Source organism: Amycolatopsis nigrescens CSC17Ta-90 (genome assembly GCF_000384315.1).
Lineage (GTDB): Bacteria > Actinomycetota > Actinomycetes > Mycobacteriales > Pseudonocardiaceae > Amycolatopsis > Amycolatopsis nigrescens.
In genome coordinates this window covers 3,801,742-3,827,090 of record NZ_ARVW01000001.1, presented here as the reverse complement: position 1 = coordinate 3,827,090, position 25,349 = coordinate 3,801,742, and the positions used below count along the sequence as shown (strand labels likewise).

At 71.0% G+C, this 25,349-nt stretch carries 26 protein-coding genes; 13 read left to right on the top strand and 13 right to left on the bottom strand.

Annotated elements, in window-relative coordinates; translation table 11 throughout:
- Nucleotides 1–81: 81 nt before the first annotated feature.
- The 3 genes from AMYNI_RS0117970 (at nucleotide 82) to AMYNI_RS49095 (ending at nucleotide 2,860) form a co-directional block, all read left to right on the top strand.
- The gene (locus AMYNI_RS0117970) at nucleotides 82–879 is read left to right on the top strand and encodes a lysozyme (protein ID WP_026360597.1); all 798 of its coding nucleotides are present in this window, start codon (nucleotides 82–84) and stop codon (nucleotides 877–879) included.
- Between the two features lie 188 nt (nucleotides 880–1,067).
- On the top strand, nucleotides 1,068–1,964 hold the full coding sequence (locus AMYNI_RS0117965) for a lysozyme (RefSeq protein ID WP_026360596.1): 897 nt from the start codon (nucleotides 1,068–1,070) through the stop codon (nucleotides 1,962–1,964).
- Between the two features lie 143 nt (nucleotides 1,965–2,107).
- A complete protein-coding gene (locus AMYNI_RS49095) occupies nucleotides 2,108–2,860 on the top strand; it encodes a hypothetical protein (protein ID WP_157357393.1) in 753 nt (250 codons plus the stop codon).
- Here AMYNI_RS49095 and AMYNI_RS0117950 read toward each other — a convergent pair.
- Nucleotides 2,812–3,414 (bottom strand): helix-turn-helix domain-containing protein, encoded by a 603-nt coding sequence (locus AMYNI_RS0117950; protein ID WP_020669414.1) that lies wholly within the window; start codon nucleotides 3,412–3,414, stop codon nucleotides 2,812–2,814. The genes AMYNI_RS49095 and AMYNI_RS0117950 overlap by 49 nt on opposite strands.
- Nucleotides 3,415–3,427: 13 nt before the next feature.
- On the opposite strand from AMYNI_RS0117950, the gene AMYNI_RS0117945 reads away from it, so the two are divergent.
- Both AMYNI_RS0117945 and AMYNI_RS0117940 read left to right on the top strand, forming a co-directional pair.
- Nucleotides 3,428–3,946: a GNAT family N-acetyltransferase gene (locus AMYNI_RS0117945; RefSeq protein WP_157357392.1), complete on the top strand. Its 519-nt coding sequence runs from the start codon at nucleotides 3,428–3,430 to the stop codon at nucleotides 3,944–3,946.
- A 37-nt stretch (nucleotides 3,947–3,983) separates the two neighbouring features.
- Entirely contained in the window at nucleotides 3,984–5,069 is a 1,086-nt protein-coding gene (locus tag AMYNI_RS0117940) for a pentapeptide repeat-containing protein (protein WP_020669412.1), read from the top strand.
- A gap of 3 nt (nucleotides 5,070–5,072) precedes the next feature.
- Here the strand turns inward: AMYNI_RS0117940 and purL are convergent, their stop codons facing one another.
- On the bottom strand, nucleotides 5,073–7,397 hold the full coding sequence (purL, locus tag AMYNI_RS0117935) for a phosphoribosylformylglycinamidine synthase subunit PurL (RefSeq protein WP_051116339.1): 2,325 nt from the start codon (nucleotides 7,395–7,397) through the stop codon (nucleotides 5,073–5,075).
- Between the two features lie 108 nt (nucleotides 7,398–7,505).
- Here purL and AMYNI_RS0117930 point away from each other — a divergent pair, with 108 nt between their 5' ends.
- Nucleotides 7,506–9,134: an ABC transporter transmembrane domain-containing protein gene (locus tag AMYNI_RS0117930; RefSeq protein ID WP_020669410.1), complete on the top strand. Its 1,629-nt coding sequence runs from the start codon at nucleotides 7,506–7,508 to the stop codon at nucleotides 9,132–9,134.
- Nucleotides 9,131–10,858: an ABC transporter ATP-binding protein gene (locus tag AMYNI_RS0117925; RefSeq protein WP_020669409.1), complete on the top strand. Its 1,728-nt coding sequence runs from the start codon at nucleotides 9,131–9,133 to the stop codon at nucleotides 10,856–10,858. Before AMYNI_RS0117930 ends, AMYNI_RS0117925 begins: the two co-directional genes overlap by 4 nt.
- A 79-nt stretch (nucleotides 10,859–10,937) precedes the next feature.
- Here the strand turns inward: AMYNI_RS0117925 and purQ are convergent, their stop codons facing one another.
- From purQ to AMYNI_RS0117910, 3 genes are all read right to left on the bottom strand, one after another.
- Nucleotides 10,938–11,615 carry a phosphoribosylformylglycinamidine synthase subunit PurQ gene (gene purQ, locus AMYNI_RS0117920; protein ID WP_020669408.1) on the bottom strand — a complete coding sequence of 226 codons (678 nt, stop codon included), beginning with the start codon at nucleotides 11,613–11,615 and terminating at the stop codon, nucleotides 10,938–10,940.
- Nucleotides 11,612–11,851, bottom strand: coding sequence for a phosphoribosylformylglycinamidine synthase subunit PurS (gene purS, locus AMYNI_RS0117915; RefSeq protein ID WP_026360595.1), 240 nt, complete (start codon nucleotides 11,849–11,851; stop codon nucleotides 11,612–11,614). The genes purQ and purS overlap by 4 nt, the downstream gene beginning before the upstream one ends.
- Before the next feature lie 76 nt (nucleotides 11,852–11,927).
- Nucleotides 11,928–12,371, bottom strand: a complete 444-nt coding sequence (locus AMYNI_RS0117910; RefSeq protein ID WP_020669406.1) for a L,D-transpeptidase — start codon at nucleotides 12,369–12,371, stop codon at nucleotides 11,928–11,930.
- Between the two features lie 223 nt (nucleotides 12,372–12,594).
- Here AMYNI_RS0117910 and AMYNI_RS0117905 point away from each other — a divergent pair, with 223 nt between their 5' ends.
- Entirely contained in the window at nucleotides 12,595–14,175 is a 1,581-nt protein-coding gene (locus AMYNI_RS0117905; RefSeq protein ID WP_020669405.1) for a GMC family oxidoreductase, read from the top strand.
- Here AMYNI_RS0117905 and AMYNI_RS0117900 read toward each other — a convergent pair.
- The gene (locus AMYNI_RS0117900) at nucleotides 14,132–14,392 is read right to left on the bottom strand and encodes a hypothetical protein (RefSeq protein WP_020669404.1); all 261 of its coding nucleotides are present in this window, start codon (nucleotides 14,390–14,392) and stop codon (nucleotides 14,132–14,134) included. The two genes, AMYNI_RS0117905 and AMYNI_RS0117900, sit on opposite strands and share 44 nt — an antisense overlap.
- Before the next feature lie 164 nt (nucleotides 14,393–14,556).
- Here AMYNI_RS0117900 and AMYNI_RS0117895 point away from each other — a divergent pair, with 164 nt between their 5' ends.
- Together AMYNI_RS0117895 and AMYNI_RS0117890 are read left to right on the top strand one after the other, a co-directional pair.
- A complete protein-coding gene (locus tag AMYNI_RS0117895; protein WP_026360594.1) occupies nucleotides 14,557–15,687 on the top strand; it encodes a sensor histidine kinase in 1,131 nt (376 codons plus the stop codon).
- The gene (locus AMYNI_RS0117890) at nucleotides 15,675–16,346 is read left to right on the top strand and encodes a response regulator (protein WP_020669402.1); all 672 of its coding nucleotides are present in this window, start codon (nucleotides 15,675–15,677) and stop codon (nucleotides 16,344–16,346) included. The genes AMYNI_RS0117895 and AMYNI_RS0117890 overlap by 13 nt, the downstream gene beginning before the upstream one ends.
- Here AMYNI_RS0117890 and AMYNI_RS0117885 read toward each other — a convergent pair.
- Together AMYNI_RS0117885 and AMYNI_RS0117880 are read right to left on the bottom strand one after the other, a co-directional pair.
- The gene (locus tag AMYNI_RS0117885; RefSeq protein WP_020669401.1) at nucleotides 16,343–17,839 is read right to left on the bottom strand and encodes an aldehyde dehydrogenase family protein; all 1,497 of its coding nucleotides are present in this window, start codon (nucleotides 17,837–17,839) and stop codon (nucleotides 16,343–16,345) included. The two genes, AMYNI_RS0117890 and AMYNI_RS0117885, sit on opposite strands and share 4 nt — an antisense overlap.
- Before the next feature lie 34 nt (nucleotides 17,840–17,873).
- The gene (locus AMYNI_RS0117880; protein ID WP_020669400.1) at nucleotides 17,874–19,058 is read right to left on the bottom strand and encodes an MFS transporter; all 1,185 of its coding nucleotides are present in this window, start codon (nucleotides 19,056–19,058) and stop codon (nucleotides 17,874–17,876) included.
- Between the two features lie 68 nt (nucleotides 19,059–19,126).
- Here AMYNI_RS0117880 and AMYNI_RS0117875 point away from each other — a divergent pair, with 68 nt between their 5' ends.
- Complete coding sequence (locus AMYNI_RS0117875; protein WP_020669399.1) at nucleotides 19,127–20,071, top strand: ArsR/SmtB family transcription factor; 945 nt, start codon at nucleotides 19,127–19,129, stop codon at nucleotides 20,069–20,071.
- Nucleotides 20,072–20,104: 33 nt separating this feature from the next.
- Nucleotides 20,105–20,740: an MBL fold metallo-hydrolase gene (locus tag AMYNI_RS0117870; protein ID WP_026360593.1), complete on the top strand. Its 636-nt coding sequence runs from the start codon at nucleotides 20,105–20,107 to the stop codon at nucleotides 20,738–20,740.
- Here AMYNI_RS0117870 and AMYNI_RS0117865 read toward each other — a convergent pair.
- The 4 genes from AMYNI_RS0117865 to AMYNI_RS50680 form a co-directional block, all read right to left on the bottom strand.
- Complete coding sequence (locus tag AMYNI_RS0117865) at nucleotides 20,703–21,419, bottom strand: DUF2334 domain-containing protein (RefSeq protein WP_020669397.1); 717 nt, start codon at nucleotides 21,417–21,419, stop codon at nucleotides 20,703–20,705. The two genes, AMYNI_RS0117870 and AMYNI_RS0117865, sit on opposite strands and share 38 nt — an antisense overlap.
- A 124-nt stretch (nucleotides 21,420–21,543) precedes the next feature.
- Nucleotides 21,544–22,449 (bottom strand): phosphoribosylaminoimidazolesuccinocarboxamide synthase, encoded by a 906-nt coding sequence (locus tag AMYNI_RS0117860; RefSeq protein ID WP_020669396.1) that lies wholly within the window; start codon nucleotides 22,447–22,449, stop codon nucleotides 21,544–21,546.
- Nucleotides 22,450–22,470: 21 nt separating this feature from the next.
- The gene (locus AMYNI_RS0117855; protein WP_020669395.1) at nucleotides 22,471–23,403 is read right to left on the bottom strand and encodes a sulfite exporter TauE/SafE family protein; all 933 of its coding nucleotides are present in this window, start codon (nucleotides 23,401–23,403) and stop codon (nucleotides 22,471–22,473) included.
- Between the two features lie 66 nt (nucleotides 23,404–23,469).
- Nucleotides 23,470–23,577 carry a putative leader peptide gene (locus AMYNI_RS50680; RefSeq protein WP_020669394.1) on the bottom strand — a complete coding sequence of 36 codons (108 nt, stop codon included), beginning with the start codon at nucleotides 23,575–23,577 and terminating at the stop codon, nucleotides 23,470–23,472.
- Between the two features lie 54 nt (nucleotides 23,578–23,631).
- Here AMYNI_RS50680 and AMYNI_RS0117845 point away from each other — a divergent pair, with 54 nt between their 5' ends.
- Nucleotides 23,632–24,450, top strand: coding sequence for an SAM-dependent chlorinase/fluorinase (locus AMYNI_RS0117845; protein WP_026360592.1), 819 nt, complete (start codon nucleotides 23,632–23,634; stop codon nucleotides 24,448–24,450).
- Here AMYNI_RS0117845 and AMYNI_RS0117840 read toward each other — a convergent pair.
- A complete protein-coding gene (locus AMYNI_RS0117840) occupies nucleotides 24,399–25,217 on the bottom strand; it encodes an MOSC N-terminal beta barrel domain-containing protein (protein ID WP_020669392.1) in 819 nt (272 codons plus the stop codon). The genes AMYNI_RS0117845 and AMYNI_RS0117840 overlap by 52 nt on opposite strands.
- Between the last annotated feature and the right edge of the window lie 132 nt (nucleotides 25,218–25,349).

The window sequence follows — 25,349 nt, the reverse complement described above, 5'->3', positions numbered from 1 at the left end:
ACCCGGGCGTGATCACTCGCCCAGGTGACACCCAACTCGCGAAATGCGCTCCATCGAGGCATCGTGACCGCCATGGTCAACATGCGCAGGTGGCTCGCGGTCATCGCGACCGGCGCGCTGCTCACCACCGGCCTGACGGACACCGCGGTCGGTGCCGACTACCGGCTGGCCGCGGACAACTTCGCCGGCTCGCAGATCGCGGCGCACGAAGGCGTGCACGGCCTGCCCCCGGCAGAGCGGTACAACGAGGCCGATCAGACGCTCGGGCACGACGTCAGCGGCTGGCAGGGCGCGGTGGACTGGCCGGCCGCGGCCGGTGCCGGCGCGAAGTTCGTCTACGTCAAGGCGACCGAGGGCACCGGGTATGTCAACCCGCAGTTCGCCCAGCAGTACGACGGCTCGCGAGGCGCCGGGCTGATCCGCGGCTCGTACCACTTCGCCAGGCCGGACGTCTCCGGCGGCGCGGCACAGGCCGACTACTTCATCGACCACGGTGGCGGCTGGACCTCCGACGGCCGCACCCTGCCCGGCGCGCTGGACGTCGAGTACAACCCGTACGGCGACGCCTGCTACGCCATGGACCCGGCCAGGATGACCGGTTGGATCAAGGACTTCGCCGCCAGGTACCTGGCCCGCACCGGCCGCAGCTCGCTGATCTACACCAGCACCAGCTGGTGGAAGCGGTGCACCGGCAACGCCGGCGGGTTCGGCAACACCAACCCGCTCTGGCTGGCGCGCTACGCACCGCAAATCGGCGAACTGCCGGCGGGCTGGGAGAAACAGAGCATCTGGCAGTTCGCGAACGCCGGCACGCTGCCCGGCGACCAGAACTACTACAACGGCCCGATGGGCCGCGTCGAAGCCCTGGCCAGGGGCTGATTCCGAGGTCACGGGCGCGCCGTTGCCCACTCACCGACTGTCAGTTATTCGCATCCGTAAATCACCCACTTGGCATGTTTGGTTCACGGAATTTAGTGACAGATGACGCAGGCATCGTTAACAATCGACGCTCGGACGGCTACCTGCTGTAAGCCGCCCACCGCGAGGGTATTTGAAGGGATTCTGTGATGTCTTCTGCACGAAGAAGCCGGCGGCGCGCTTTGGCCTCGGTCATCGCCGCCGCCTCGGTCAGTGTGCTCCTGCTCGGCACGCTGACCCCGGCCGGCGCAACCCCGAATGTGGACACGGTCCCGCAGACCATCGACGGCGTGCCCGTCGCTGACTACGTGGCTCAGCACGATCACGAACTCGGTTCCCAGATCCGCCGGGTGGAGGGCGACCAGTCCACCCCGGACAGCAAGTACCAGGCGCTGCAGCCGCAGGGCCTCAACTCCGACGGTTTCCAGGCCATGGCCACGGTGCCCGGCATCGACGTCAGCGGTCACCAGCAGAACGTGGACTGGAACTACTGGTGGGGCCAGGGCAAGCGGTTTGCCTACGTCAAGGCGACCGAGTCCACCAGCTACAAGAACCCGTACTTCGCCCAGCAGTACAACGGCTCCTACAACGTCGGCATGATCCGCGGCGCATACCACTTCGCGCTGCCGGACAAGACGAGCGGCGCCGCGCAGGCGAACTACTTCGTGGACAACGGCGGCGGCTGGTCCAGGGACGGCAAGACCCTGCCCGGCGCGCTGGACATGGAGTACAACCCCTACGGCGCCACCTGCTACGGCAAGTCCAAGAGCGGCATGACCGCGTGGATCAAGGACTTCAGCGACACCTACCACGCCCGCACCAGCCGCTGGCCGGTCATCTACACCAGCACCAGCTGGTGGAGCCAGTGCGTCGACGGTGACTTCAGCGCGACCAGCCCGCTTTGGGTGGCGCGATACGCCTCCAGCGTCGGCACGCTGCCGCACGCCTGGGGTTTCCACACCATCTGGCAGTACAGCTCGAGCCCGATCGACCAGAACTCGTTCAACGGTGCGTTCGACCGGCTGCAGGCGCTGGCCAACGGCTAGTTCCCAGCGGACAACGCGGCTCCTGTCCGGCTTCGGCCGGGCAGGAGCCGTTTTCGTAGCGGGCCGTGGTGGCAGGCACAATGCGGTCGGAACCGGGCAGCTCGGCGGCGCGTCGCACTGCGGCGAAACTCTGGAGGCGACACATGTCTTACCCACCCCAGCAGCCAGGGGGCGATCCCTACGGCCGGCCGCAGCCCGACCCGTACGGACAGCAGCAACCGCAGTACGGCTGGCCCGAGCAGTACGGGCCGCCACCGCAGCCGGGGCAGCAGTACCCGCCGACCAGCCAGTTCGCCCAGCCCGGCGGTTATGGAACGCCGGGCGGCTACGGCGGGCCGCCTCCGCCACCGGAGAAGAAGAACAGGACCGGGCTCTGGGTCGGGATCGGGATCGCCGTGGTGGCGGTCGCCGCGCTCGCGGTGACCGGGTTCGTGGCACCCGGCTTCTTCCTCAGCAAGGACGAGCCCAGCGCGGCCGCGCCGCCGCCGAGCCAGTCGTCGGCGCCTTCGAGCAGGTCATCCGCACCGCGCTCGTCGACCGAGTCGTCCTCGCCCTCGGAGTCCGAGCAGGTGCCACCGTCGCTAGGGCTGCCGGACAGCCCGGCCAACCCGACGCTCAAGGAGTTCGTGGCCAAGCTGAACGCGAAGGACGGCGCCGGCGCGTCGGCGCTGGCCTGCGAGGACGCCGCGGTGCTTGTCGAAGCCGGGGTGCAGACCGCGGTGGCCGGCGAGCCGCAGCTCGAGACCAGCCCCGCCATCGGTGAGGAGGAGGCGGTGGCCACGGTCAGCGGTACGGTCAGCGGCGAGCCGCAGATCGGGCTGCTGACCGCGACCTCGACCGGCTCGAGCTACTGCATTTCGCTTTTCACCATCACCCCAGGTGAAGCCGGCAACTGACGTCGTCGCATGATCAGCGCGGCCACCGAATAGCGGCACTGGACGCGGCCGGGGTTGGCATAGCCGTGCGACACGTCGGCGGCGAAGTAGACCGAGTCGCCCGGCGTCAGCTCGAGCACCCGGTCGCCGACGGTGAGCGCGAGCAGCCCTTCCTCCATGGCCACGAACACATGGGACCCGGACGCGTAGGCACCGAAGCTGCCGGCGTCGCAGCCGGGCGGCAGCGTGCTGCGGATCCATTCGAAGTTCACCCCGGGCACCACCGGGGTGAGGATGGTGCGCTGCCAGCCGCCCGGCTCGTGCACCAGGTCCTGCTCGTCGGCCCGGCGCAGCACGATCCTGCCGTCCTCCGGATCGTCGACCAGCTGCGCGAGCCGGAGGCCGAGGCCGACGGCGATCCGGTCCAGCACCACCACGGTCGGTGCCTTCGCACCGCGTTCCACCGAGGACAACATGCTCACGCTGACCGCCGAGCGGTCCGCGAGCTCCTGCAGGGTGAGCCCCCGTTCGGCACGCAGTGACTGAATTCGCGCGCCCAGCACCCGCAGCTCCATCTACACTATAGTAGTGGACAGTTCTACTATAGTGAAAACGGCCAGCCCGGAAGACCTGCCCGGCATCGGCGAAATCTATGCGCACTACGTCGAGCACAGCGTCGCCACCTTCGAACTGAGCCCGCCGGACGAGCGGGAATGGGCGGGCCGGATGGCCGACGTGCTCGACGCCGGGCTGCCGTTCCTGGTCGCCGAGCACGACGGGCGGGTCGCCGGCTACGCCTACTGCGCACCGTGGAAGCCAAGGCCCGCCTACCGCGGGACCGTGGAGAACTCGATCTACCTGGCGCCATGGGCGATCGGCAGGGGACTCGGCGGCCTGCTGCTGGACGAGTTGCTGAGCGCCTGCGGGCAGGCCGGGGTGCGGGAAGTGATCGCGGTGGTGGCCGTCGATCCGGACGGCGCCGACCCGGCGTCGCGCGGCCTGCACGAGCGCCGCGGGTTCGTCTCCGCCGGGCGGCTGCGGGCGGTCGGCCACAAGCACGGCCGCCGGCTGGACACCTTGCTGCTGCAACGGAGTTTGGCCGTTTAGTCCCCTTGGCGCCGAGCGGCCAGTACGGTTCGACACCGTGGCTGATCCCGATCGACGACCCGCCTGGAAATCGCCGCTGTTCGCGACCACCGCGCTGTCGCTGCTGCTGCTCGTCGCGGTCACCGGCTGGCTGCTGACCGACAAGGCGACCAACCGGAGCGAAGCGCTGAAGACCGGCGGGCTGGCCGGCGGCGCGGTGGTCGCGCTGTACGCGCTCTGGCTCAACGACCGGCGCCGCCAGGTGGAAGAGCGCCGTCAGGCCGTCGAGCAGGACCGCTACGAACTGGAGAGCAGCAGGGCCGAGCACGACCGGCTGCGGGTGGCCGACGAACGGTTCGCGCGGGCGGTGGAGCTGCTCGGGCACGAGGCGGACCAGGTGCGGGTCGGCGCCCTGCACGCGCTGGCCGGGCTCGCGGAAAGCCGTCCCGGTTACACCCAGACCGTGCTCGACGTGCTCTGCTCCTACCTGCGGCGGCCGTTCGAGCACGCGCGGTACCAGGACAAGGACGCGACCGACACGGCCGAGGTGGAGAACGAGCTGACGGTACGGCTGAGCGCGCAGCGGCTGATCAACGACCTGCTGCCGGCGGCGCACAGCGAGGCGCCGAGCTACGACCTCGACCTGACCGGCGCCTCATTGGAGTACCTCGACCTGAACGGCCGCAAGATCGGCACCCTGACCATGCGGCAGGCGAGGCTGCGCAGCCGGAGCAACCTCTCCGAGTGCGAGATCACCGGGCAGGCCTGGTTCACCGACGTGACCACCGGCAGCGGGCGGCTGGCCGGCAAGTTCCGCTGCCGGGACACCACCTTCGGTCAGCGGGCCTGGTTCAGCGGCACCACCTTCGGCTGGCGGGCGGACTTCGAGAACACCCGTTTCCTCGGCGAAGCGAGCTTCAAGGACGCGGTGTTCGAGAACGAGGTGCTGTTCAAGGGGGCGCGTTTTCAGGACGAGCTCGACCTGCGCCGCACCCAGTTCAAGGGCAACGCCGACCTGCGCTTCGAGGAACCGCCGGGCACGGTGCACCTGCAGAACACCTTCGTCGCCCCCGGCCGCACCCTGCAGTGGCCCGGCACCTGGCAGGTCGAGATCTCCCCCGAGGGCCGCGTCCGGATGCAGTGAGCCTCAGTCGAAGAGCGCGGGGAGGGTGGATTCGAAGGCTTCGCGAAGCTCTTCGAAGCCGAAGGCGGTGACGCCCTGGATCTCCAGGCCACCGGCCTCCGGGTCCACCACGCCGACCTTGCGCCACGGCAGCTCGCGCGCGGTGCACATCTCGGTGAACCGCAGCTCCTCGGACCGCGGCACCGCGACCAGCACCCGACCAGCCGACTCGGAGAACAGCTGCACGAACGGGTCGGCGTCCTCGTCGAGCAGCACCCTGGCGCCGCACTGTCCGATCAGGACGGTCTCGACCAGCGTCTGGATCAGGCCGCCGTCGGACAGGTCGTGCGCGGCGGAGATCATCCCGTCCCGGGAGCCGGCCAGCAGGATCTCGGCGAGCAGCCGCTCGCGCTCCAGGTCCACCTTGGGCGGTACCCCGCCGAGGTGGCCGTGCATGACCTGCGCCCACGCCGAGCCGCCGAACTCGTCGTGTGTCTCGCCGAGCAGCAGCAGGGTCTCGCCGGCTTCCGCGCCGATCCCGGTCGGGATCCGGCGGCGCACGTCGTCGAGCACGCCGAGCACACCGACCACCGGGGTCGGCAGGATCGCGACGTCCCCGGTCTGGTTGAAGAAGCTCACGTTCCCGCCGGTCACCGGCACGCCCAGCTGCGCACAGCCGTCGGCGAGCCCGTGCACCGCGCGCTCGAACTGCCACATCACGCCGGGGTCGGTGGGCGCGCCGAAGTTCAGGCAGTTGGTGACCGCGACCGGGGTCGCGCCGCTGGTGGCCACGTTCCGGTAGGACTCGGCCAGCGCGAGCTGCGCACCCGCGTACGGGTCCAGGTACACGTACCGGCTGTTGCAGTCGGTGGAGACCGCGATGCCGCGGCCGGTCTCCTCGTCGATCCGGATCACCCCGGAGTCCGATGGCTGCGCGAGCACGGTGTTGCCGCGCACGTAGCGGTCGTACTGCTGGGTGACCCATTCCTTGGACGCCAGGTTCGGCGACGAGATCAGCTTCAGCACGGTCTCGCGGATCTCCGCCGGGCTGGACGGCCGGGGCAGGTGGTCCGGGGTGTCCGTGGCGAGAGCGTCCTGAGTGGACGGACGGGCGAGCGGCCGGTCGTACACCGGGCCCTGGTGCGCCACGGTGCGCGGCGGCACGTCCACCACGGTCTCGCCGTGCCAGTCGATCACCAGGTGGTCCCCGTCGGTGACCTCGCCGATCTCGGTGGCGATCACGTCCCACTTGGCGCAGACCGCCATGAAGGCGTCCACATCGGACGGTGCGACCACGGCGCACATCCGCTCCTGCGACTCGCTGGAGAGCACCTCGGCCGGGGTCATACCCTTGGCCCGCAGCGGCACCCGGTCCAGCTCGATCCGCATACCGCCGTCGCCGGCGGCGGCCAGCTCGGAGGTCGCGCAGGAAAGCCCGGCGCCGCCGAGGTCCTGGATGCCGACCACCAGCTTCTGCGCGAACAGGTCGAGGCAGCACTCGATGAGCACCTTCTCGGTGAACGGGTCGCCGACCTGGACGCTGGGCAGCTTCTTGCGGCCGGTGCCCGCGGAGAAGCTGTCGCTGGCCAGCACGGACACCCCGCCGATGCCGTCCAGGCCGGTCCGCGCGCCGAACAGGATGATCTTGTTGCCGGTACCCGAGGCGAAGGCGAGGTGCAGGTCCTCGGTGCGCATCGCACCCACGCACAGCGCGTTGACCAGGGGGTTGCCCGCGTAGCTCTGGTCGAACACCAGCTCGCCGCCGATGTTCGGCAGGCCGAGGCAATTGCCGTAGCCGGCGACCCCTGCGACCACCCCGGGCAGCACCCGGCGGGTGTCCGGCGCGTCCGCGGCGCCGAAGCGCAGCGAGTCGGCCACCGCGAGCGGGCGGGCACCCATCGCCATGATGTCGCGCACGATGCCGCCGACCCCGGTGGCCGCACCCTGGTAGGGCTCCACATAGGACGGATGGTTGTGGCTCTCCACCTTGAAGGTGACCGCCCAGCCGTCGCCGATGTCCACCACGCCGGCGTTCTCGCCGATGCCGGCCAGCATCTTCTCGCGCATCTCGGGAGTGGTCGTCTCACCGAAGTAGCGGAGGTGCTTCTTGGACGACTTGTACGAGCAGTGCTCGCTCCACATCACCGAGTACATGGCCAGCTCGGCGTCGGTGGGACGGCGGCCGAGGATCTCGCGGATCCGCGCGTACTCGTCCTCGGCGAGGCCGAGCTCCAGATAGGGCTGCGCGAGATCGGGGGTCTCCCCGGCGCGGGCGGTGGTGTCGGTGACCGGGGTCTCGGTGTCGGTAGTCGCCACCCCCAAAGAGTAACTGTGGGGCGTAGTGGGCATCCGCGCAGGTCAGGACTCGTGAGTGGAAAGTGTTGCCAGGGCAACCGTTTTCACTCACGAGGAAAATCGGTCGCCGCCGCCCGGTACGTCCGGATAACGTCAGGTCACGTGTCCAGCACCCCAGTCGAAATTCCCGCGCCGCGGCTGCCTGACCGGCTCACGCCCGGCCGGTTCATGATCGCGCTGCTGAAGATGCGGCCTGGCATGGTCGTCGGCGCGTCACTCTTCGGTGCCGGCTGGCTGGTTCCGGCCGCGCTGGTGCCACTGGCGATCGGCCGCGGCGTGCAGGCGGTCGCGGACGGCGACGACTCCGCGCTCTGGCTGTGGTCCATGGTCGTGCTCGGCCTCGGGCTGCTGCAGACCGCCGGCGGAACCGTGCTCAACTTCATCGCGCACGGGCTGTGGATCCACGGCGCGGCCGGCACCCAGCACGCGGTGGCGGTGCACGCCGCCCGGCTCGGCGCCGGCCTTCGGGACGCGGCGGGCAGCGGTGAAGTGGTCGCGGTCACCTCTTCGGACACCAACACGATCGGGAACGCCTTCGAGGTGCTCGGCCGCACGGTCGGCTCGGTGATCGGGTTCGCGGTGACCGCGGTGGCGCTGCTGACGAACTCGCTGCTGCTCGGGCTGGTCGCGCTGATCGGCGTGCCGCTGGCGGTGGTGGCGATCGGCGCGCTGCTGGCCCCGCTGCAGGAGCGCAAGGCCAACCAGCGGGAGCAGCTGACCGACGTGAACGCGCTCGGCTCGGACATCGTCTCCGGGCTGCGCATCCTGCGCGGGATCGGCGGCGAGCGGCAGTTCCTCGGCCGATTCCGCGCCGCCAGCCAGCAGGTCCGCCAGGCCGGGGTGCAGGTCGGGCGCAGCGAGGCGCTGCTGGCCGGTGCCGAGGTGGCGCTGGCCGGGCTGGTCATCGTGGCGATCACCTGGCTCGGTGCCCGGCTGGCGATCGAGGGCACCATCTCGGTCGGCGAGCTGGTCTCGTTCTACGGCGCTTCGGCCTTCCTGCTGATCCCGGTCAGCGTCGCGACCGAAGCGGCCTACCAGTTCACTTCGGCGATGGTCTCGGCGAAGAAGGCCTGCTCGGTGCTCGCGATCAAGCCGCGGCTGGCCGATCCGGCCGAGCCGGTGCGCCTGCCGGCCGGGCCGCTGGAGCTGTACGACACGGCCACCGGGCTGACCATCGAGGCGGGCAAGCTGACCGTGATCGACGCCGGCGCGGCGGCCGAGGCGCTGGCCGAACGGCTGGCCAGGTTCACCGACTCGGACCAGCCGGTGCTGGCCGGCGGGGTGCCGGTGGACCGGGTCGCGCTGGCCGAGCTGCGCGCGCGGGTGGTGTACGCGCACAACCAGGACATCTGGTTCTCCGGCGTCCTGCGCGAGCAGACCGAGGCGCCGGGTCCGTCCGGAGTGGACGTTTCCACCGCGCTGTACACGGCGGACGCCGAGGACATCGTGGCCGCACTGCCGAACGGGCTGGACGAGCGGATCGGCGAACGCGGCCGTGAGGTCTCCGGCGGTCAGCGGCAGCGGCTGAACCTGGCCAGGGCGCTGGCGCTGAACCCGGACGTGCTGCTGCTGGACGAGCCGACCTCGGCGGTGGACGCGCACACCGAGATCCGGATCGCCGAGCGGGTGGCGAAACTGCGCCAGGGCAAGACCACCGTCGTACTCACGCAAAGTCCACTGTGGATTCCGGTGGCGGAGACGCACCGGGTGTTGGAAAGGGCGAAGACATGATCCGGCTGCCGCTCGCTTCGGCGCGGGAGGTGCTCGGCTGGGTGCGGCGCACCGGTCGGGAGAACCGGCGCGGGCTCGTCGTGATGCTCTCCCTGTTCGGCCTGGCCACACTGGCCGGGCTGGCCGGGCCGCAGATCCTCGGCGACCTGGTGGACTCGGTCACCCGCGGCACCGGCACCCTGCGGGTGGACGTGCTGGCCGGGCTGTTCCTGGTGCTGCTGTTCGCGCAGGCCGCGCTCAAGCGCGCGGCCAGGCTGCGGGCGCGGGTGCTCGGCGAGAAGGTGCTGGCCAAGACCAGGGAGGAGTTCGTCGGCAACGCGCTGACCCTGCCGCTGGGCACGGTGGAGGCGGCCGGCACCGGTGACCTGCTCAGCCGGTCCACCTCGGACATCTCGCGGATCGACCACGCGGTGCGCAACGCGGTGCCGGAGATCCTGGTCGCGGTGTTCACCGTGCTGCTCACCGTGGCGGCGATGATCGTCACCTCGCCGCTGCTGGCGCTGACCCTGCTGCTTTCGGTGCCGATGCTGGTCATCTCCACGGTCTGGTACCAGCGCCGGGTGGCGCCGGTGCTGCAGCGGATGCTCGGCCAGTGGGCCGACGTGCAGTCCGAGCTGCACGAGACGGTCGAGGGCGCGCGCACCGCCGAAGCGCTGGGGCTGACCGAACGGCGGATCAGCTCCGGGCGGCGCTCGCTCGGCGAAGCGGTGCGCCACGAGCGGGAGATCCGCCGGCTGCAGACCTGGTGGCTGCCCAACCTCGACCTGTCCTACCTGCTGCCGATCGTGGCCATGCTGCTGATCGGCGGCCTCGCCTACAGCGGCGGGCTGGTGCAGCTGGGCACGCTGACCACGATGCTGCTCTACGCGCAGGCGCTGTCCGCGCCGATGGACGAGCTGCTGTTCTGGTTCGAGGACCTGCAGGTGTCCGGCTCGGCGCTGCGGCGGATCCTCGGCGTGCGGGCGCACCCGGCCGAAACCGGCACCGAAGCGCCGGACGGGCAGGACATCGAGGTGCGGTCGGTGCGGTTCGGCTACTCGGCGGACCGCGAAGTGCTGCACGACGTGCGGCTGCTGGTGCCGCACGGGCAGCGGCTGGCCGTGGTCGGACCGTCCGGTGCGGGCAAGTCAACTCTGGGCAGGCTGCTCGCCGGGATCGCCGCGCCGACCTCCGGCTCGGTCACCATCGGCGGCCGTGAAGTGTCCACAATGGCCGAAGACCTGCTGCGCGGCGAGGTGCTGCTGCTGACCCAGGAGCACCACGTGTTCGCCGGCACGCTGCGGGAGAACCTGACCCTGCCGGCCGGCGAGTGGTCCGACGGGCAGCTGCTGGACGCGCTGGCCGCGGTCGGCGCGCGGGACTGGGCCGAAGGGCTGCCGGACGGGCTGGACACCAAGCTCGGCACCGGTGCGCAGGCGGTCCCGGCCGCGCTGGCGCAGCAGCTGGCGCTGGCCAGGGTGGTGCTCGCCGACCCGCACACGGTGGTGCTGGACGAGGCCACGTCGCTGCTCGACACCTCGTCCGCACGGGAGCTGGAGCGCTCGCTGAACGGCGCACTGGCCGGGCGCACGGTGATCGCGATCGCGCACCGGCTGCACACCGCGGCCGCCGCGGACCGGGTCGCGGTGATCGAGGACGGCCGGATCACCGAGCTCGGCGCGCACGAGGAGCTGCTCGCCGCGGGCGGCCCCTACGCCCGTCTCGTCCAAGCCGCCGCCGGCTAGCCACCGGCCATGCAGTGAAGGCCACCTTGCCTGCGTTGAACGCAGCGAAGGTGGCCTTCGCTGCATCGAGCCGAAAGGGTCAGGCGTGGAGGAGGGCGTCGAGGGCGGAGTAGAAGATGCCGAGGCCGTCATCGGAGGGGCCGGTGAGCGCGTCGATGGCGTGCTCGGGGTGCGGCATCAGGCCGACCACTCGACCGTTCGCGCTGGTAACCCCGGCGATGTCGGCCCGTGAGCCGTTCGGGTTGCCGCCGACGTAGCGGAACGCCACCCGGCCCTCGGCCTCCAGCTCGTCCAGGGTGGCCTGGTTCGCCACGAAGCAGCCGTCGATGTTCTTCATCGGCACCAGTATCTCGGCGCCCGGCTCGAACCGGCTGGTCCACGCGGTGCTGGTGTTCTCCACCCGCAGCCACTGGTCGCGGCAGATGAAGTGCAGTCCCTCGTTGCGCACCATCGCGCCGGGCAGCAGGCCGGCCTCGCAGAGGATCTGGAACCCGTTGCAGATGCCCAGCACCGGCATGCCGCCGCGGGCGGACTCGATGACCGGGTTCATCACCGGCGCGAACCTGGCGATCACGCCGGCGCGCAGGTAGTCGCCGTAGGAGAAGCCGCCCGGGACGACCACCGCGTCCACGCCGCGCAGGTCCTCGTCCGCGTGCCAGAGCGCGACCGGCTCGGCGCCGGCGTACTTCACCGCGCGGGCGGCGTCGCCGTCGTCCAGCGTGCCGGGGAAGGTGATCACCCCGATCCGCGCGGTCACTGGCCAACCCGCCGGATGGTCCACTCCTCGATCACCGGGTTGGCCAGGAAGCCTTCGGCGATCTTCGCAAGGGTCTCATCGTCGACGGAGTCGTCGACCTCGAGTTCGAAATGCTTGCCCTGACGGACTTCGGACACGCCCTGAAAACCGAGGCGCGGCAGCGCACCGGCCACCGCCTGCCCCTGCGGGTCCAGGATCTCGGGCTTCGGCATGACGTCGACGACGACTCGGGCCACGGTCGGCTGCTCCTCATTCGCGCAGGTCAATACCCCGGAAGAGTAACCGAGCACGGCTCGAGCCGACGTCGGCGGGTTACTTCACGACTTCGACCACGTCACCGGGCTGCAGGGCGTTGAAGTAGGTGATGGCCGCCTCGCGCGACAGGTGGATGCAGCCGTGCGACTTCTGCTTGAGGCTGCCCTGGTGGAAGGCGATTCCGTTGGTGGTGAAGAACACCGAGTAGGGCATCGGGCCGTTGAACTGCTTGCTGTAGTGGTCGATGTCCTTGTACTGGACCTTGAAGCTGCCGGTCGGGGTGCGGTACCCCGGTTTGCCGGACGTGATCGGCACCCCGCCGTAGGTGACCACGCCCTGGTCTGCGAGCCAGCTCGTGTTCGTGCCGAGCTGGATGCAGGCCTTGGCCTGCGCGCTGCACGGCATACCGTCCGCACCGGCGGCTGGCGGGGCCAGCACCGCGGTCGCGCCCATCGCGGCCGCCGCACCGGCGATTCCGATGATTCTCCGCAGCTGTGCCATTTTCCGGCCTCCCGTTCGGTTGTTTCCCGTTGCGAGCCCTCACCTCACTGGTACCCGGTCGCGTTGAGAATTAACCGTCGGTTGACCTAGTTGGACGATGGGTCACCGCGACTCGTTGCCGAACCGCGACAACCGGGGGAAGCTGAGCCGCGACACTTCCACCTCATGCCCGTGGAAGGCATGCTCGTGGAATTGACACCCCGCCAACGAGCTGGAGGCATCCGTGGCCGACTCTGAATCCTTCGACTACGTCATCGTGGGCGCCGGGAGCGCGGGCTGCGTGCTCGCGAACCGGTTGACTGAGGATCCGTCGGCCAGGGTGCTGCTGCTGGAGGCCGGCGGGGAGGACGACGACGACAAGGTCCGCATCCCGGCCGCGTTCGCCGGGCTGTTCAAGACCAAGGACGACTGGAACTACGAGACGGTGGAGCAGAAGCACACCGGCAAGCCCGCCTACTGGCCGCGCGGCAAGCTGCTCGGCGGCTGCTCCTCGATCAACGCGATGATCTACATCCGCGGCAACCGCGCGGACTACGACGGCTGGCGCGACCGGCACGGCGCCGAGGGCTGGGGCCACGCGGACGTGCTGCCGTACTTCGTCCGCGCCGAGGGCAACACCCGGCTCGGCGGCCCGCTGCACGGCACCGGCGGCCCGCTGCGGGTGGAGGACCGGGTGTACACGCACGAGCTGTCCAGCGCCTGGGTGGACTCGGCGGTGAGCTGGGGGCTCAAGCGCACCGACGACTTCAACGGCGAGTCGCAGGAAGGCGCCGGGTTGTACCAGGTGACCTGCAAGAAGGGGCGGCGCTGGTCGGTCGCGGACGCCTACCTGCGGCCCGCGCTGGACCGGCCGAACCTCACCGTGCGCACGCACGCGCAGACCACGCGGGTGCTGCTGGAGGGCACCCGCGCGGTGGGCGTGCGCTATCTGAACAAGGGCGAGGAACGGACCGTGCGCGCGGACACCGAGGTGCTGCTCTGCGGCGGCGCGATCAACTCGCCGCAACTGCTGATGCTGTCCGGGATCGGGCCCGCCGAACACCTGCGTGAGCACGGCATCGACGTGGCGGTCGGGCTGCCGGGGGTCGGCGAGAACCTGCACGACCACCCGGCGGCGCCGGTGATCTGGTCCACCCGCGGCACCACCGACGTGGCGGACTCGGCCACCCCGGCCGGGCTGCTCCGCTGGCAGCTCACCAAACGCGGGCCGCTGGCGTCCAACATCGGCGAGGCCGGCGCGTTCTACTCCACTGTGGACGGTCTGGACGCGCCGGACATGCAGATCCACGTGGCGCCGACGCTGTTCTACGACAACGGCCTGCGCGAGCCGACGGTCTCCGGGTTCACTTCCGCGGCGACACTGGTGGACGTGGCCAGCCGGGGCAGGCTGCGGCTGCGCTCGAAGCATCCACAGTGGAAACCCGAGCTGGACCCGGCGTACTACGCGCAGCCGGCGGACTTCGAGGCGATGCTGTCGGCGCTGCGTTCGCTGATGGAGATCGGGCGTTCCGGGCCGCTGGCGCGGTTCCTGGACCAGCCGTTCCTGCCCGACCGGCACGATCTCGACGAGGACGCGCTGGCCGAGCACGCCAGGCAGAACACGCAGACGCTGTACCACCCGGTGGGCACCTGCGCGATGGGCACCGGCGAGCTCGCCGTGGTGGACCCGGCGCTGAAGGTGCGCGGGGTGGACGGGCTGCGCGTGGTGGACGCGTCGATCATGCCGGTGGTGCCGCGCGGGAACACCAACGCGCCCACCATCATGGTCGCGGAGAAGGCCGCTGATCTGATCCGGGGGACCTGACCCGCTCGGCGGCGATCGCGATCACCAGGCCGAGCACCGCCAGGAACAGGTTCGCGAACAGCTCGTAGCCGGCCAGGAAGTCGATCCGGGGAATGACGATCCGGTTGAAGAAGTTCAGCACCACCCCGAAGAACGGCTGGTAGAGCAGGTGGTCGATGGTTCCGCTGACGCCCTCGAGCAGCAGGAAGAGCCCCAAGAACTGAATGGCCTTGCGCATGTCCCCAACGCTAGGCACCGGCACCTCTCGCCCAGATCGTTCGAAGGTATCGCCTCCCCCGACTTCGGTATCCCCCCTGCGCACCGCGATTGTCCGTGAAGGGCACCTTGCCTACCTTCAACGTAGGCAAGGTGCCCTTCACGGACAAAGCGGAGGGGGTGGGGGTGGGGAGGCGGAGTAGCAGGGACTGGGCGGTGGACAGCGCGATGTTCCTGCTGGCGGCGGTTTTCGGGCTGTTCCTGGCGTACATCCGGGTGCGCTCCTCGGCGCTGCCCGACCCGGCCTGGCTGTTCCAGGCCGATCAGGTGACCGGCGTGCTCGGCTGTGCCGCGCTGTGGCTGCGCCGCCGGTGGCCGGTCGCGCTCGCGGTGGCGCTGATCGCCGCGTCCTGCTACGCCGAGCTGGTCGCCGGCGCGATGCTGGCCGCGCTGTTCACGGTGGCGGTGCACCGGCCGGCCAAGATCGCGCTGGCCGTCTTTTCGCTGAGCCTGCTCAGCGCGACCGGCTACAACCTGCTGCGGCCCGAGCCGGACGCGCCGCCGGAGCTGATCCTGGCCTTCGGCATCACGCTGCAGGCGGCCGCGGTCGGCTGGGGCCTGTTCGTCCAGCACCGGCGCCGGCTGGTGGAGTCGCTGCGGGAACGGGCGGCCCGCGCGGAGACCGAGGCGAACCTGCGCGCCGAGCAGGCCCAGCTGCACGCCCGTGAGGCCATCGCGCGGGAAATGCACGACGTGCTCGGGCACCGGCTGTCCCTGCTGAGCGTGCACGCGGGCGCGCTGGAGTACCGGCCAGACGCGGCACCGGAGGACGTGGCCCGCGCGGCGAAGGTGATCCGGGAGAGCTCGCACCAGGCGTTGCAGGATCTGCGCGAGGTGATCGGCGTGCTCCGCGCCCCGGACGGGGAGCTGCCGCAGCCCACGCTGGCCGACCTGGCGCAGCTGGTCGCCGAGTCCGGCCGGGCAGGGATGCGGGTGGAGCTGCACGAGGAGGTCGGCGGGCGGGTGCCGGAGACCGTCGGGCGCACCGCGTACCGGATCGTGCAGGAGGGTTTGACCAACGCGCGCAAGCATTCCCCTGGGTCCACTGTGGACGTCCGGGTGTCCGGCTCTGCGGCCGACGGGCTGACCGCCGAGGTGCGCAACACCTCCACCACCACCCCGCCCGAAGCCGGTGCGCCAGGGCGGGGTCTTGCCGGGCTGGCCGAGCGGGTGGCGCTGGCCGGCGGGCGGCTGGAGTACGGCCCTGCCACCACCGATGGCTGGCGGCTCAAGGCCTGGCTACCGTGGCCGCCGTGACCGAACCGATCGGCGTGCTGCTGGTGGACGACGACCCGCTGGTGCGTTCCGGGCTGACGATGATGCTGGGCGGTGCGGACGATATCCGCGTGCTCGGCGAGGCGGCCGACGGCGCCGAGGTGCCCGCCATGGTCGAAAAGCACCGGCCCGACGTGGTGCTGATGGACATCCGGATGCCAGGGCTGGACGGGCTGGCCGCCACCGAAGCGCTGCGCGCCAGGCCGTCGGCGCCCGAGGTGATCGTGCTGACCACCTTCGACGCCGATCGCCACGTGCTGCGCGCACTGCGCGCCGGAGCCGCCGGTTTCCTGCTCAAGGACACCCCACCGGCGGAGATCGTGGCCGCGGTCCGCCAGGTCGCCGGCGGCCTGCCGGTGCTGTCGCCGGCGGTGACGAGGCGGCTCATCGCGCACGTCGCCGAGTCGGATGGCGACCGGCGTCGGGAAACGGCCGCCGGCAGGCTGGCGCTGCTGAACGACCGTGAACGCGACGTCGCCGTCGAGCTGGGCAACGGCAGGTCCAACGCCGAGATCGGGGCCGCGCTGTACCTCAGCGTGCCCACGATCAAGACGCACGTGTCCAGCATCCTGACCAAGCTGCAGCTCAACAACCGCGTGCAGATCGCGCTACTCGTGCACGACGCCGGCTTGCTCGACTAGCGCTTGCCGTGCAGGACGGTGACCAGCTTGGCCACCAGTGCGTCGGTCTTTTCGTTGCGGGGGAACGAGGTCAGCGCGATCGGCGGGGTGAAGCGCTGCCGGGCGATGGCCTTCGAGCGGGCGAACTCGCGCAGCCCTTCCTGGCCGTGGATCCGGCCGAAACCGGAGTCGCCGACCCCGCCGAAGGGCAGGGACGCGATACCGGCGAAGGACAGCGGCGCGTTGATCGCGGTCATCCCGGTGCGCAGCCGCCTGGCCAGCTCCATGCCGCGGCGCTTGGAGAACACCGTGGAGCCGAGGCCGTAGCTGGTGTCGTTCGCCTTGGCCACGGCCTCGTCCATGTCGGCCACCTTGGCGATGGTCACGGTCGGCCCGAAGGTTTCCTCGCGCACCGCGTCGGCGTCCTCTGGCACCTCGACCAGCACGGTCGGCTGCACATACCGGTCGCCGACCGCGTCGGTGCCGCCGAGCACCGCCCTGCCGCCGCGCGCGATCGCGTCCGCGATGTGCCGCCGGATCACGCCGATCTGCGAGGGCATGGTGACCGGGCCGTAGGACGCCTCCGCGTCGGAGCCCGCGCGCAGCTCCCGGCTCTTCGCCACCACCTTGGCCACGAACTCGTCGTGCACCCGCTCGTGCACGTACACCCGCTCGACGCCGACGCAGGTCTGCCCGGAGTTGGAGAAGGCGCCCCAGACCGTGGCGTCCGCGGCCGCCTCGACGTCCGCGTCCTCGTCCACCAGCACCGGGTCCTTGCCGCCGGCCTCGATCACCACCGGGGTGAGCGTTTCGGCGGCCGCCGCCATGATCTTCTTGCCGGTGGCGGTGGAGCCGGTGAAGGCGATCTTGTCCACCCCCGCGCCGACCAGCGCGGCACCGGTCTCGCCGAAGCCGGTGATCAGCTGCAGCACCGGCTTCTCCGGCACCACCTCGTTGAACGCGTCCACCAGCCACCGGCCGACGCCGGGGGTGTACTCGCTGGGCTTGAACACCACCGCGTTGCCCGCGGCCAGCGCGTAGGTGATGGAGCCGAGGGGAGTGAAAACCGGGTAGTTCCACGGGCCGATCACGCCGACCACGCCGAGCGGCTGATATTCGACGGTGGCGGCCTGGTTGGACATCAGCAGCCCGGCCGGGCGCCGCTGCTTGCCGAGCACCTTGCGCGCGTTCCGGCCAGCCCACGCGATGTGCTCGATGCCGAGCACCGACTCCAGCTGCGCGTCCGCGATCGGCTTGCCGGTCTCGTCCCGCACCACCTGGCACAGCTGGGCCAGTCGCCTGGTCAGCACGCCCTTCCACCTGCGCAGCCGCTCGGCGCGCCCGGCGAAGCCGAGCGAGTCCCACCACAGCGCCGCGTCCCTGGCCTGCGCGACGGCCGCTTCGACGTCCTCGCGGGTGTGCACCGGGTAGGTGGCGAGTACCTCGTCTGTCGCCGGGTCCAGCGAGTCGAAGGTCTCCCTGACCGTGGCGGGCTTGGGCTGTACGGCGGTCATCGGCGTCTCCCGTGGTGTCGACTTGTGACCCAGGCTAGAAGCTTGCTGGCGCGCTGCCAACTACTTCTCGGGCAGCAAACGTCAGCATCGCACAACCGAGGGCCGCGCTGGAGGCACCGAGCAAAGACACCAGCGGCAGGGGCAGCACCCCGACGGTCAGCGAACCGAGCCCGAAACCGGCGGCCTGCACCGCGAAGGACAGCGAGAACCCTTCCGACCTGCGCGTCGCCGGCAGCAACGCCTGCATCCGCACCGACGCGATGGTGACCAGCGGCGCGGTGCACACGCCGATCAGCGCCACCCCGCAGAGCAGCCCCGGCCGGCCGAGGTTCGCGGCGACGAGCACAGCACCCAGGACGAACCCGGTCAGCGCGATACCGGCCTGCCCGCGCGGCCCGAGCCCGAGCTTCGGCCCTCGCCAGGCGTACAGCGCGCCGCCGCCGATGCTCGCGCCGCACAGCACGGCGATCAGCAACGCGGCCGCGCCTTCCCCCTCGCCAAGGCGTTGCACCAGTGGCAACGGTGCGACCTCCACCGTGGAGAGCACGTGGCCGACGGTGAACTGGCAGGCCAGCCAGGGCGCACAGGCCCGGGCCGGCACTCGCACCCGTCCGGCCGGCGCCTGTTCGCGCGCGGCCGTCACGCGCGGCACCAGTGCGGCGGAAAGCAGGTAGGCCAACGCCATCACCAGCAGCGGCACCAGCGAATGCGCGGTGGCCAGCAACGCGACCAGCGCCGGGCCGGCGATCAGCACCCCGTCCAGGATCATCGCGTCCACCGCGATCGCCCTCGGCAGCAGCGGGCCGGAGATGGTGCCGGCGAGCAGGGTGCGGAAACCACCGGACATCCCGCCCGCCACCACCCCCGGCAGTACCACCATGGCCAGCAGCACCGGCCCGGACGCGCCGGTGGCCGCCACCGCGGCGAGCCCGGCCAGCGCGGCCGCGGCGGTGACCAGCATCAGCGCGAGCCCCTTCGCCGGGCCGATCCGGTCCAGCAGCCGCCCGGCCGGGATCGCGCCGGCCAGTTCGGCGAGCACGAAAACGGCCATCATCACCCCGCCGAGCCGGTAGGAGCCGGTGGCGGCGGTGGTCAGCACGGTGAAGGCCAGCGGGGCCATCGCCGCGGGCAGCCTGCCCAGCTGCACGCCGGCCGACCAGCGCCAGTAGGGCCGGTGGTGGAACAGGGACTGCGAGGACTGCGCGGCGAGGGTCGTCATGCGCCGAGCTTGCTGCGCCGGACTGGCGCGGAATAATGATTCGGAAATAGCCGAAAGCTGGTCCCGCGATGATCGAACTGGTGCTCACCCCGGCCGGCGCGAACCGAGTGCGGTTCGCGCTCTCCCCGCTGGAGGAGACGATGGGCGCGGTACAGACGATCCTGGGCGTGCGCGGCCATCCGACCCATCTGGCCTGGGTGGCGAAGGCGGCCGTGTCCATCCGAGAGCTGCCGGTCGGCGAGCTGCTCGCGGTGCTCGGCGCCAGGCGCTACCTCACCGACTTCCTCAGCCCGCCGCCGAGCGGCCCGCGCACCACGGCACGCGCGCAGCTCGCGGAGGTTCGCCGGACCCCGCCGGCGCAGGTCGCCACCGAGCTCGCCATGGTGGACGCCGACCTGAGCGGGCTGCCCGCCGACCCGGCGGCGGCGCGGGACCTGCTCGCGGACCAGATGGAGCTGGTCTGGACCGAACTGGTCGAGCCGAACTGGCCGCGGCTCAAGCGGCTGCTCACCGCGGACATCGACTACCGGTCCCGGCGGCTGGCCGAAGGCGGGATCGAGCTGGTGCTGAGCGATCTCCATCCCGGGCTGCGGCTGGCCGGCGACGTGGTGCTGGTGGAGACGAAAACGCGGGTCCGCACCGAACTGGACGAGCGCGGGCTGCTCCTGCTGCCCGGCCTGTTCGCCTGGCCGCGGCTCGGGGTGATCATGGTGCCGCCGTGGCAGCCCGCGGTGCTGTACCCGGCGCGCGGGGTCGGCGAGCTATGGGCGGGTGCGCCGGTGCCCACCGAGACGCTGGCCGCCGTGGTCGGCCGGACCAAGGCGGCCCTGCTGACCGCGCTGGACGAACCGGCCGACACCTCGGCACTGGCGATCCGGCTCGGCCTGTCCGCCGGCACGGTCTCCGAGCACCTCACCGCGCTACGCGACGCGCGGCTGCTGAGCAGTTCCCGGCACGGGCGCGCGGTGCGGTACCGGCGCACCGAACTTGGCGACGACCTGCTGCGCTCGTAGGCTGGGACGGGCCGAACCAAAAGGGAGCCATCTATGCATATTGTCCACTTTGGACATGCTTGTGTGCTGATCGAGACCGAGGGCGCGCGCATCCTGATCGACCCCGGCACGTTCTCCGCCGGTTTCGAGGCCGAACGCGAACTCGACGCGATCCTGATCACGCACCAGCACTTCGACCACATCGACGCCGAGCGGCTGCCGCCGCTGCTGGCGGCCAACCCGGGCGCGCGGCTGATCACCGACCCCGGTTCCGAGGACACCGTGGCGAAGCTGGACCTGCCGGCGCGCACCGTGCACCCCGGCGACACCTTCGAGGTCGGCGGTAGCACGGTCGAGGTGCTCGGCGGCAGGCACGCGGTCATCCACGAGGACATCCCGGTGATCCCGAACGTGGGCTACCTGGTCGACCACGGCGCGTTCTACCACCCCGGCGACTCGTTCTTCCTGCCCGACCACAAGATCGAGGTGCTCGGCCTGCCCACCGGCGCGCCCTGGCTGAAGGCCGGTGAGGCGGTGGACTACCTGCGCGCCGTCGCGCCGCGGTACGCCGTGCCGATCCACGAGGCGACGCTGTCCAACCCGGCCATGCACTACGGGCTGTTCACCAACCTCGGCCCGGATGGCACCGAGGTCAAAGCGCTGCAGCCCGGGGCGAAGACGAAGTTCTGAGCGCGCCGTAGGTGACGGCGCGAGCGCGGTGCTCCAGCGCCACGTCGACCGCGTCCAGGAATGCCTGCCGCAGACCGGGCCCGGCCAGTTCGGCGGCGTCCACGCCGAGCCGGACCAGACCGCCGCGCCTGGCCGCGCGTGCGGCGGCCAGCACCAGCGCGAAGCAGCGCACGGTTTCGGCGCGCTGGTGCCCGGCGGTGAACTCCAGCACCTTGGCGCGGTGCACCACCTCGCCGGTGCCGAGGTGGTGCACCGCGGCGAGTTCCGCGCACAACGTGAACCCGCGTTCGGCCAGCGCGGCCAGTGTGCCGCGCGAAGCGAGCCAGCGGGGCGGGGCGAACCCGTCCGCCTTCAGCCCGGAACCCTCCAGCGCCGCGGTGGCCGCGATCAACCGCAGCCTGGCCTCGTGCGCGGGCAGGGCGGCGAACTCCGCCTTTCGACCGAGCTGCACGGTCCGGTGGGTGGGCGTGATTCGGTGGTCGTAGCCGTGCATCAGCAGGCCGTCGCCGCGCAGGCGCCGGTCGCGGACCCAGTCGGTTGCCGGGCTGTTCTCGGTGCGCGGCGGGTGGAGGATGGTCAGCGGCACCTTGCGGCGGTCCAGTTCGGCCGCCAGTTCGGCGCAGCGGTCCAGCGTTCGCGGGCTGATTCCGGAGAGCGAGACCAAGAGCTGTGTGTCCACGCTGCCCAGTAGGACAGCTCAGTGTGACCGCGGCCTGACCTCAAGGTAACTGGCCCAGGTCGTGAGTGAAAAGCGTTCGCCCCGGGTGCGGGTGTCCCGCAGGACACCAGACAACGTTTTTCACTCACGAGGTCGGAGCGGGCCAGTCAGCTAGTGAACGGCCGCTGATCCGTTCGTACGCCTCGACGTAGCGCGCCCTGGTCGCGGCCACCACCTCCGGCGGAAGCGGCGGCGGCGGGGTGTCGGACGCCCGCTGCCAGCCGGACTCCGGGCCGGTCAGCCAGTCCCGCACGTACTGCTTGTCGAAGGAGGGCTGCGGCCGTCCCGGCAGATAGCCGTCGGCGGGCCAGTAGCGCGAGGAGTCCGGGGTGAGCACCTCGTCGCCGAGCACCAGCGCGCCGGTCTCGTCCACGCCGAACTCGAACTTGGTGTCCGCCAGCACGATCCCGCGAGCCGCCGCGTGCTCGGCGCCGCGCCGGTAGATCGCCAGCGTGGCATCGCGCACCTGCTCGGCCCGCTGCCGCCCGACCGACGCCACCACGGCCTCGAAGCTGACGTTCTCGTCGTGCTCGCCGAGCGCGGCCTTGGACGCCGGGGTGAACACCGGTGCCGGCAGCTTGTCCGCCTCGAGCAGCCCGGCCGGCAGCTCGACGCCGCACACCGAGCCCGTGCGCTGGTAGTCGGTGAAACCCGAACCCGCGAGGTAGCCGCGGGCGACCGCCTCGACCGGCAGCATCTCCAGCCGCCGCACCAGCAGCGCGCGGCCGCGCACCTCGGCCGGGATGCGTGGGTCGTCGTAGCCGACCAGGTGGTTCGGCAGCACGTCCGCCAGCAGCTCGAACCAGAAGACGCTCATCGCGGTGAGCACCCTGCCCTTGTCCGGGATGGGGGTGTCCAGGATGAAGTCGAAGGCCGAGATCCGGTCCGAGGCGACGAGCAGCAGGTGCTCGTCGTCCACGGCGTACAGCTCGCGGACCTTGCCGGCCGCGATCTTCGGGTAGTCGGCGAGCGTCGCTGGTGTCGAGGTCACGCCAGCACCCTAACCGCCCGGTTACGAGGTGACTTTCTGCTGGTCCTCGTCCCTGGCCGGGCCGTCGTCCTCGCCGGCCAGCACGTTCATCCGCTTCTCCGTGAGCACCGAGCGGATCGCGGCGAACAGCCCGGCCGCCCAGAGCAGCACGATCGCGACGTAGGCGATGGTGATGACCGCGCCGGAGGCGTCCGCGGAGTTGAGCAGGGTCCTGGCGTTGGTGAACACGATCAGCCCGCCGGCAGCGGCGCCGAGCACCCGCGGCGGCACCAGCTTGACCAGCCAGGCGGCGATCGGCGCGGCGATCACGCCGCCGAGCATCAGGCCGAGCACCACGGTGTAGTTCAGGTCGTGCTCGCTGGAGAGGGAGAAGAAGAAGCCGATGCTCGCGGCGAGCGCGACGATGAACTCCGAGGTGTCCACCGAGCCGATCACCTTGCGCGGCTCGAGCCGGCCCGAGGAGAGCAGGGTGGTGGTGGCCACCGGGCCCCAGCCGCCGCCACCGGTGGCGTCCACGAACCCGGCGATCAGGCCGAGCGGGCCGAGGAACTTGGCGCCGGGGCGCTTGTCGGTGATCAGCTTGCCCAGTTTGAGGAAGGCGAACCTGATCAGCACGTACAGCCCGAGCAGCAGCAGGATGGTGGTGATCCACACCTCGGCGAACTCGGTGGACAGCGAGGTCAGCACGTACGCGCCGATCACCGCGCCGACGGCGCCGGGCACCGCGAGGATGCCGACCGTGCGCCAGTCGATGTTCTTGAACCGCCAGTGCGCCGCGCCGGAGGCCAGGGTGGTGCCTACCTCGGCCAGGTGCACCGCGGCGCTGGCCACCGCGGGGGTGGTGCCCAGCGCGACCAGGGTGGTTGTCGAGGTCACCCCGAACGCCATGCCGAGGGTGCCGTCGACGAGCTGGGCCAGGAACCCGGCCAGACCGAACAGGACAAGGATGCGCATGACGGAACCTCAGCTTCGGAGGCGACGGCTCGTTTTATCGGCCGCGACGGCGGATGGGCAGGTGAACTAGCCGAGGCGGCACAGGGCGGAACTGACCCGCAGCAGATCGACGTGCCTGCGCTGGACCAGCGCGATCACATACGGCGGCTGCATGAAAACAATGGTGGCAGACACCAGGTGGGTGATCTACATTCTTTCCAGATAGTGGGCGAGGCCAGAATCACCGGTATGGCCTATCGCTACATTTCGTTCACCACCGACTACGGACTCGACGACGGTTTCGTCGCGGCCTGTCACGGGGTTATCGCCCGAATCGCACCCGAGATCAAGGTGCTCGACGTTACGCACGGGGTGCCGCCGCAGCGGGTCCGGCACGGTGCCGCGGTACTGGCGCAAACCGTGCCTTACCTGCCGGAATCGGTCCATCTGGCGGTGGTCGACCCGACGGTCGGCACCGCGCGGCGAGGCGTGGTCGTGCTGACCGGCGGCGGGAGTCTGCTGGTCGGCCCGGACAACGGACTGTTACCACCGGCCGCGGAGGTGCTTGGCGGGATACGGGCCGCCTACGAGCTGACGGCCCCGGAGTACCACTTGACAGAAGTGTTCGCGACCTTTCACGGACGGGACGTTTTCGCTCCCGCGGCCGCTCACCTGGCGCTGGGCGTCGCACCATCCGCTTTCGGGCCGCCGGTGGAGGACCTGGTGCGGCTGTCCGAGCCCAGGGTGGAGGCGCGGCCGGGGCGGCTGGTCGCCGAGGTGCTGACCGTGGACCACTACGGCAACGTGCAGCTGGCCGCCACCGCGGCCGAGCTGGATTCGGCCGCGCTCGGGCGCCGGCTGCTGGTGCGGAGCGGGAACGACGAGCTGCTCGCGTCGCGCGGCCGCACCTTCGCCGACCTGCCGCTAGGTGAAGCGGTGCTCTACACCGACTCGGCCGGTCTGCTGGCGGTGGCCGTGAACGGCGGTTCGGCGGCGGCCGCGCTCGGACTGGACGCTTACTCCTCGCCCCAGCTGTGCACGGTCACCTCGTCGCCGACGGCGAGCTGACCTGGCTCCAGTACCGCGGCCTTCATGCCGAAGATGACCCCGCCTTCGGGCTGCCGCCGGTAGCGGGCCAGGCTGCGGATCGGTTCCGGGCCCGCCCGGCGGCCGGTCTCCTGGTCCACCATCGGCACCGCGCACCGCACGCACAGCTTGGCGAAACCGAGCCGGGCACCGCCCGCGGCCAGTTCGCGCACCCGGTCTTCGAGGTGCGGCTCGGCCCAGCCGGAGACGACCAGGTTCGGCCGGAACCGTTCCATCGGCACCGGTTCCCCGCCCGCCGAGCAGATCCGCTCGTTGAGTAGGTCCAAAGAGGACAGTGAGAGGAGGAGTATTGCGCCGCTGTCGGCGAATCCCGCGGTGCCGGGGACCGCGCCGAAGTCGCGCTGGTGCTCCGGCGACACCCGGACCAGCCGGGATGGCGCGCCGAGCACGGCGGAAAACCAGTCCGCCGCCGGGTCGCCCTGGTCCACGCCCTTGCCCAGCCAGGTGAACACGGCCACCTCGGCCCTCGGCCCGTCGAAGGCGACGTCCAGTTCGAGATCCTCGACTCCGGGCGCACGCAACCGGAGCTTCGCACCGCCTTCGAGCACCTCCGGCCGGACCGCGGCCAGCTTCGGGTCGCCGCGCTGAGTGCGGCACGCCCCGTCCGGCCCGATGGCCATGAAGGTGCGGTCGTGCGTCACCCCCGCCGCGCCCAGTTCCGCGGCCGCCACGGACGTCCCGCCGCATCCCTTGACCGGGTAGTACGTCACCCGCGCGATCTTCCCCATACCCCGCAGATTACCGCCGACGGCCACCACGAAGGCCCGCTTCGCCCCACCTGACAAAGTCTTCGCCCGCCCCACACGGCCTGGCCGCCCGACCCCCGCGCAGCCCCCACCACTCCCGGGGGGCGGCCCCGC

What these genes read in the sequence shown, in the direction of transcription:
- AMYNI_RS0117910 (WP_020669406.1), bottom strand. Translation starts at nt 12,371, where the DNA reads ATGGCACAGCTGCGGAGAATCATCGGAATCGCCGGTGCGGCGGCCGCG.
- AMYNI_RS0117925 (WP_020669409.1), top strand. Translation starts at nt 9,131, where the DNA reads ATGATCCGGCTGCCGCTCGCTTCGGCGCGGGAGGTGCTCGGCTGGGTG.
- AMYNI_RS49095 (WP_157357393.1), top strand. Translation starts at nt 2,108, where the DNA reads ATGTCTTACCCACCCCAGCAGCCAGGGGGCGATCCCTACGGCCGGCCG.
- AMYNI_RS0117845 (WP_026360592.1), top strand. Translation starts at nt 23,632, where the DNA reads ATGGCCTATCGCTACATTTCGTTCACCACCGACTACGGACTCGACGAC.
- AMYNI_RS0117885 (WP_020669401.1), bottom strand. Translation starts at nt 17,839, where the DNA reads ATGACCGCCGTACAGCCCAAGCCCGCCACGGTCAGGGAGACCTTCGAC.
- AMYNI_RS0117870 (WP_026360593.1), top strand. Translation starts at nt 20,105, where the DNA reads ATGCATATTGTCCACTTTGGACATGCTTGTGTGCTGATCGAGACCGAG.
- AMYNI_RS0117855 (WP_020669395.1), bottom strand. Translation starts at nt 23,403, where the DNA reads ATGCGCATCCTTGTCCTGTTCGGTCTGGCCGGGTTCCTGGCCCAGCTC.
- purL (WP_051116339.1), bottom strand. Translation starts at nt 7,397, where the DNA reads ATGCCCACTACGCCCCACAGTTACTCTTTGGGGGTGGCGACTACCGAC.
- AMYNI_RS0117950 (WP_020669414.1), bottom strand. Translation starts at nt 3,414, where the DNA reads ATGGAGCTGCGGGTGCTGGGCGCGCGAATTCAGTCACTGCGTGCCGAA.
- AMYNI_RS0117900 (WP_020669404.1), bottom strand. Translation starts at nt 14,392, where the DNA reads ATGCGCAAGGCCATTCAGTTCTTGGGGCTCTTCCTGCTGCTCGAGGGC.
- AMYNI_RS0117970 (WP_026360597.1), top strand. Translation starts at nt 82, where the DNA reads ATGCGCAGGTGGCTCGCGGTCATCGCGACCGGCGCGCTGCTCACCACC.
- AMYNI_RS0117965 (WP_026360596.1), top strand. Translation starts at nt 1,068, where the DNA reads ATGTCTTCTGCACGAAGAAGCCGGCGGCGCGCTTTGGCCTCGGTCATC.
- AMYNI_RS0117840 (WP_020669392.1), bottom strand. Translation starts at nt 25,217, where the DNA reads ATGGGGAAGATCGCGCGGGTGACGTACTACCCGGTCAAGGGATGCGGC.
- AMYNI_RS0117875 (WP_020669399.1), top strand. Translation starts at nt 19,127, where the DNA reads ATGATCGAACTGGTGCTCACCCCGGCCGGCGCGAACCGAGTGCGGTTC.
- AMYNI_RS0117880 (WP_020669400.1), bottom strand. Translation starts at nt 19,058, where the DNA reads ATGACGACCCTCGCCGCGCAGTCCTCGCAGTCCCTGTTCCACCACCGG.